Genomic DNA, 4,806 nt, shown 5'->3' with positions numbered 1-4,806 from the left:
CGGCGGCGGCCAGCCAGTCCCGGGCGCGCTCGCGGTACCGGGCGGCCTGGGCGTCGTCGGCGAACCCCTCGCCGGTCCAGTGCCGGTCCACCAGGGACGCGGCCTGCTCCGGGGTGCGCCGCTCGGCGGGCAGGGCCGCCAGCGACCGCAGCGCCAGGTGCACGACCGCACCGATCGTGGTGTGGGCGAACCCGCCGCCGCGCGGCGGGGCCGGGCGGTCGACGTGCAACATCCGGTAGCGGCGCGGGCAGGCGTCCCAGGTGTCGAGCCGGGCCGGGGTGACCCGGTGCAGCGCGGTCGCACCGAAGCCGGGGTCGAGCAGGTCCAGGCCGAGCTGACCGTCCGGGGTCCCGGTGGCGGGAGCGGTGGTCCGGGCCATGGGCGCCACGGTACTCCGGGACGGTCACCGACCGTCGATCACTCCCGGCGACGCACCGTCACGCGGTGCCGCCGGATCCGCCGTGCAGCACGGGGACGCCGGTGGCCCGTTCGGTCAGTGCCGCGTAGACCTCCGGGTCGGTCGTCTCCTCGGCGAGCGGGGTCGTCTTGTTCGTGCCGTGGTAGTCGCTGGAGCCGGTCGTGAGCAGGCCGTGCTCGACGGTGATCCCGCGCAGCAGCTCGCGGTCGGCCGGGGCGTGGTTCGGGTGGTCGACCTCGATCCCGCCCAGCCCCCAGCCGACGAGGTCGACGAGCACCGACGGCTCCACGACCACACCGCGCTTGCGGGCCAGTGGGTGCGCGAACACCGCGACCCCGCCCGCCGCGACGATCATCTCGACGGCCGTCTCGACCCGGGTGTCGGCCCGCGGCACGTAGTAGGGGCTGTCGTTGTGCAGCAGCTCGGAGAAGGCCTCGTCGACCGACCCGACGACGCCGGCCGCGACGAGCGCCCGGGCCAGGTGCGGCCGGCCCGCGCTGCCGCCCTCGGGCAGGTGTGCGAACACGGTGTCGACGTCGACCGGGTACCCGTCGGCGGCCATCCGCCCGATCATCGTCTCCAGTCGCTGCACGCGCTCGGACCGCAGCCGCTCCTGCTCCGCGACGATCGCGGCGTGCTCCGGGTCGAACAGGTAGCCGAGCAGGTGTACCGAGCAGCGCGGCTCGCCCGTGCGGCCGGTCGGGCTCAGGCAGGAGAACTCCGCGCCGCGCACCAGCGCGAGACCGGCCGGCAGCGCGGCCCCCGCCTCGGCCCACCCGGCGGTGGTGTCGTGGTCGGTGATCGCGACGACGTCGAGCCCCGCGGCGCCGGCCGCCCGGACCAGCCCGGCCGGGGAGTCGGTGCCGTCGGACGCGGTGGAGTGGGCGTGCAGATCGATGACGGACACGTGACCGACACTAGCGCCGCGCGGCGCGCGCGCATCCCGCGACGGGACACACGGGTCAGCGCCGCCAGCGCGGTTTGGCGAGCATGCCGGTCGCGCGGGTCTTGCCCTTCTCCCCGAAGACCAGCTCGGAGAGCGCCTCGTAGATCTCCTCGGGGCGCGGCATGTAGTCGATGCGGTTCAGCGCCTGGATCTGGCCCGCGGACTCGACGACCATCGTCCCGTAGCCGAGCATGCGCCCGGACAGCGAACGCTGGAACGTCAGGTCGGTGACCTTGCCCAGGGGCATCATGCCGACGTTGTGCACGATGATCCCCTGGGCGATCATCACCCGCTTGTCGGTGATCACGATCCGCTCGATCCACCAGAGGATCGACAGCGCCGTGTAGCGCAGGACCGCGACGACGACCAGGTAGAACGCCAGGTTGTCGACCACGACGTCCAGCACCGGGTCGACCCCGGGCCGGTCGAGCAGCTGCTCGACACCGATCACCACGAGGATGAACAGCGCCGTCTGCCAGATGTGTTTGACCATCACCGCCCAGTGCTGGCGCACACGGATGACGCGCCGCTCCGTGGGGAGCAGGTACTCGTCGATCTCCCGGGGCGCGAGCACGGGCTCAGATCAGGTTGGTGACGAAGGTCGAGACGGACTGCGCCGCGTCGTAGAGGATGTTGCCCACGTTCGAGACCGAACCGGCCGCACCATTGGGATTGGTGATCACCAGGAAGATCCCCAGCGCCACCGCTACCAGGATCAGGATCTTCTTCACGTTCCCTGCCCACCCGTTTCTCGGTGTGTCGGACACACAGACATGTCATTGGTACCGGAGGGCCGACTGGCCCCGGTACCGGCACCCGAGCAGCGTACCGTCGTTCCGGATGACCGACAGTAGCCGACACGTCGCCTGCGTGGGTGGAATCGTGTTCGACCCGGACGGACGATTGCTGCTCGTCCGCAGGGCGAACGAGCCTGGTCGGGGGCTCTGGTCGGTCCCCGGCGGCCGGGTCGAGGCGGGCGAGAGCGAGCACGAGGCCGTGGTCCGCGAGCTCGCCGAGGAGACCGGTCTGACGGTCGTCCCCGGGCGCCTGGCTGGGGTGGTCCTCCGCGGCCCGTACCGGATCGCCGACTACCTCTGCACCCTCGCGACCGGCGACGGCATCCCGCGGGCCGGCGACGACGCCACCGACGCCCGGTTCGTCGACCGGGCGGACTACGCGACGCTGGCCGTCGTCGAGGGCCTGACCGAGACCCTCGGCGGCTGGGACTGCCTGCCCCGGACCTGACCGCCACGGCGGGTGCCCGTCCGGCCCCGCGGTATGCGTGTGGGTGACACACGACGGCCCCCGCTCCGGGACGGAGTCGGGGGCCGGTGCCGGCGTGGTGTGCCGCGGGTCAGACCTGCGGCGTGGGGCGGCCGGGCTGCTCCCCGCCGCGGCTGTCGCCGTAGGACCGCTTGGGCACCATGACCTTGCGGCGGAAGGTGCACACGACGGTGCCGTCCTGCTTGTAGCCGCGGGTCTCGACGTACACGACGCCGCGGTCGTCCTTCGACTTCGACGGGGTCTTGTCGAGGACCTCGGTCTCGCCGTAGATCGTGTCGCCGTGGAAGGTCGGCTTCGTGTGCTTGAGCGACTCGACCTCGAGGTTCGCGATCGCCTTGCCCGACACGTCCGGCACGGACATGCCCAGCAGCAGCGAGTAGATGTAGTTGCCGACCACGACGTTCTTGCCGAAGTCGGTCGTCTCCTCCGCGTAGTGCGCATCCATGTGCAGCGGGTGGTGGTTCATGGTGAGGAGGCAGAACAGGTGGTCGTCGTACTCGGTGACCGTCTTGCCGGGCCAGTGCTTGTAGACCGCACCGACCTCGAACTCCTCGTAGTAGCGCCCGAACTGCACCGTTCACGCTCCCATCACGCTGTCGATTCGTTGCGGGAGTAATCTATCCGGTGGCCCGCGCGAGGAAGGGCGGTCCGGCTCACACGTGCACGGTCGGGGATGTCACATCTCGGTGACGTCCGCCGGCGCACGGACGAGACACAGGACGTCCACCGGAACAGCTAGGGAGGTGAGTGCGGTGTCCGCGTCCCAGACACCGGCGAGCAGTAGGTGCCGCCTCCCGCTGCACACGGCCCCGGAGTACGTCACGGGCTGATCCCGGCGGGAGGCGAGTTCCGGCCCGGCGGCCGCCCTGCGCGGTCGCACCGTTCCCCGGTGCCGCTCGCCCCCGAGCCGCACCGGCACGCCCGGAGGTGGTCCTCGTGATGCCCTCGCTCTCCCAGCTCCGCCCCACCATCCGCCCGTCCCGCCGCGCCGAGCGCGCCGCGGCGCGGGCCGCCGCGAGCCCGCCCGTCCGGCTGCGTGTCCCACTGTCCGCCTACGTCGTCGACTGTGCCGTCTACGTCGACGGCCGCCGGCTTCCCGGCCGCTGGACCCACGACGAGGCGATCGCCGAGGTCCGCGAGCGCGGCGAGGGCTTCGTCTGGATCGGGCTGCACGAGCCGGACTCCGAGCAGATCGCCGGCGTCGCCGAGACCTACGGGCTGCACGAGCTCGCCGTCGAGGACGCGGTGCACGCGCACAACCGCCCCAAGCTCGAGCGCTACGACGACACGCTGTTCATGGTGCTCAAGACCGTCCGCTACGTCGGGCACGCCGACCCGACGACGTCGAACGAGATCGTCGAGACCGGTGAGGTCATGGCCTTCCTCGGGCGCGACTTCGTCGTGACCGTCCGGCACGGCCGCCACACCGGCCTGCGGGAGGTACGGCGGCGGCTCGAGGACGACCCGGAGCAGCTGTCCCTCGGCCCGGCGGCGGTGCTGCACGCCATCGCCGACCACGTCGTCGACTCCTACATCGAGGTCTGCGGGCAGATCGAGGACGACATCGACGCCGTCGAGGCCGAGGTGTTCTCGCCGCGCTCGACGATGAACCCCGAGCAGATCTACGTCATGAAGCGCGAGATCCTCGACCTGCGTCGTGCGGTGATGCCGCTGGTCGGGCCGATGCGCAAGCTCGCCGAGGGCTACAGCGCGCTGGTCCCGCACGACGTGCGGTCCTACTTCCGCGACGTCGACGACCACCTCGGCGGCGTCGCCGAACAGGTGGCCGGTTTCAACGAGCTGCTGACCACCCTGGTCGACGCGGTCCTCGCGAAGATCAGCATGCGGCAGAACAACGACATGCGGAAGATCACCGCCTACGCGGGCCTGATCTCCGTGCCGACGATGATCGCCGGCGTCTACGGCATGAACTTCGACTCGATGCCCGAGCTGCACTGGGACTTCGGGTACCCGATGGTCCTGATCGTCATCGCGACGCTGTGCGGGCTGCTGTACCGCAACTTCCGCCGCAACGGCTGGCTGTAGGCCTGGGACGCCCGCCGGTCAGACCCGGCGGGTGCCCGTCGGCGGGGTCGGCGGCTCGTCGTCCCCGGCGGGCGGGAGCGCGTCCCCGGGGCGTGGCCGCGGGGGGCCGGGG

Annotated in this window: 7 protein-coding genes; 2 read left to right on the top strand and 5 right to left on the bottom strand. The window is 71.7% G+C overall.

Translation table 11 applies throughout. The features are described from left to right. The 4 genes from GTW08_RS13685 to GTW08_RS31060 all read right to left on the bottom strand — a co-directional run. A partial coding sequence (locus GTW08_RS13685) for a RecB family exonuclease (RefSeq protein WP_161151998.1) occupies positions 1-379 on the bottom strand: 379 nt, incomplete at its 3' end. Between the two features lie 58 nt (positions 380-437). Next, positions 438-1,325, bottom strand: coding sequence for a PHP domain-containing protein (locus GTW08_RS13680; protein WP_073577764.1), 888 nt, complete (start codon positions 1,323-1,325; stop codon positions 438-440). Between the two features lie 55 nt (positions 1,326-1,380). Beyond that, on the bottom strand, positions 1,381-1,938 hold the full coding sequence (locus GTW08_RS13675; RefSeq protein WP_073577763.1) for a PH domain-containing protein: 558 nt from the start codon (positions 1,936-1,938) through the stop codon (positions 1,381-1,383). A 4-nt stretch (positions 1,939-1,942) separates the two neighbouring features. After that, on the bottom strand, positions 1,943-2,095 hold the full coding sequence (locus tag GTW08_RS31060) for a hypothetical protein (RefSeq protein WP_167379107.1): 153 nt from the start codon (positions 2,093-2,095) through the stop codon (positions 1,943-1,945). Positions 2,096-2,204: 109 nt separating this feature from the next. Here GTW08_RS31060 and GTW08_RS13670 point away from each other — a divergent pair, with 109 nt between their 5' ends. Continuing rightward, the gene (locus GTW08_RS13670) at positions 2,205-2,609 is read left to right on the top strand and encodes an NUDIX hydrolase (RefSeq protein WP_073577762.1); all 405 of its coding nucleotides are present in this window, start codon (positions 2,205-2,207) and stop codon (positions 2,607-2,609) included. Positions 2,610-2,718: 109 nt separating this feature from the next. Here GTW08_RS13670 and GTW08_RS13665 read toward each other — a convergent pair whose 3' ends face one another. Beyond that, positions 2,719-3,222: a MaoC family dehydratase gene (locus tag GTW08_RS13665; RefSeq protein WP_020623563.1), complete on the bottom strand. Its 504-nt coding sequence runs from the start codon at positions 3,220-3,222 to the stop codon at positions 2,719-2,721. Between the two features lie 365 nt (positions 3,223-3,587). Between GTW08_RS13665 and corA the strand changes: the two genes are divergently transcribed. Next, positions 3,588-4,694: a magnesium/cobalt transporter CorA gene (gene corA, locus GTW08_RS13660; RefSeq protein WP_062404203.1), complete on the top strand. Its 1,107-nt coding sequence runs from the start codon at positions 3,588-3,590 to the stop codon at positions 4,692-4,694. The last annotated feature ends 112 nt before the right edge of the window (positions 4,695-4,806 follow it).

Source organism: Pseudonocardia sp. SID8383, assembly GCF_009864975.1.
Taxonomy (GTDB): domain Bacteria; phylum Actinomycetota; class Actinomycetes; order Mycobacteriales; family Pseudonocardiaceae; genus Pseudonocardia; species Pseudonocardia alni.
This window is presented reverse-complemented; position numbering and strand designations above follow the sequence as displayed.

Coding starts and splice junctions, on each gene's coding strand:
- corA (WP_062404203.1), top strand. CDS start 3,588: ATGCCCTCGCTCTCCCAGCTCCGCCCCACCATCCGCCCGTCCCGCCGC.
- GTW08_RS13670 (WP_073577762.1), top strand. CDS start 2,205: ATGACCGACAGTAGCCGACACGTCGCCTGCGTGGGTGGAATCGTGTTC.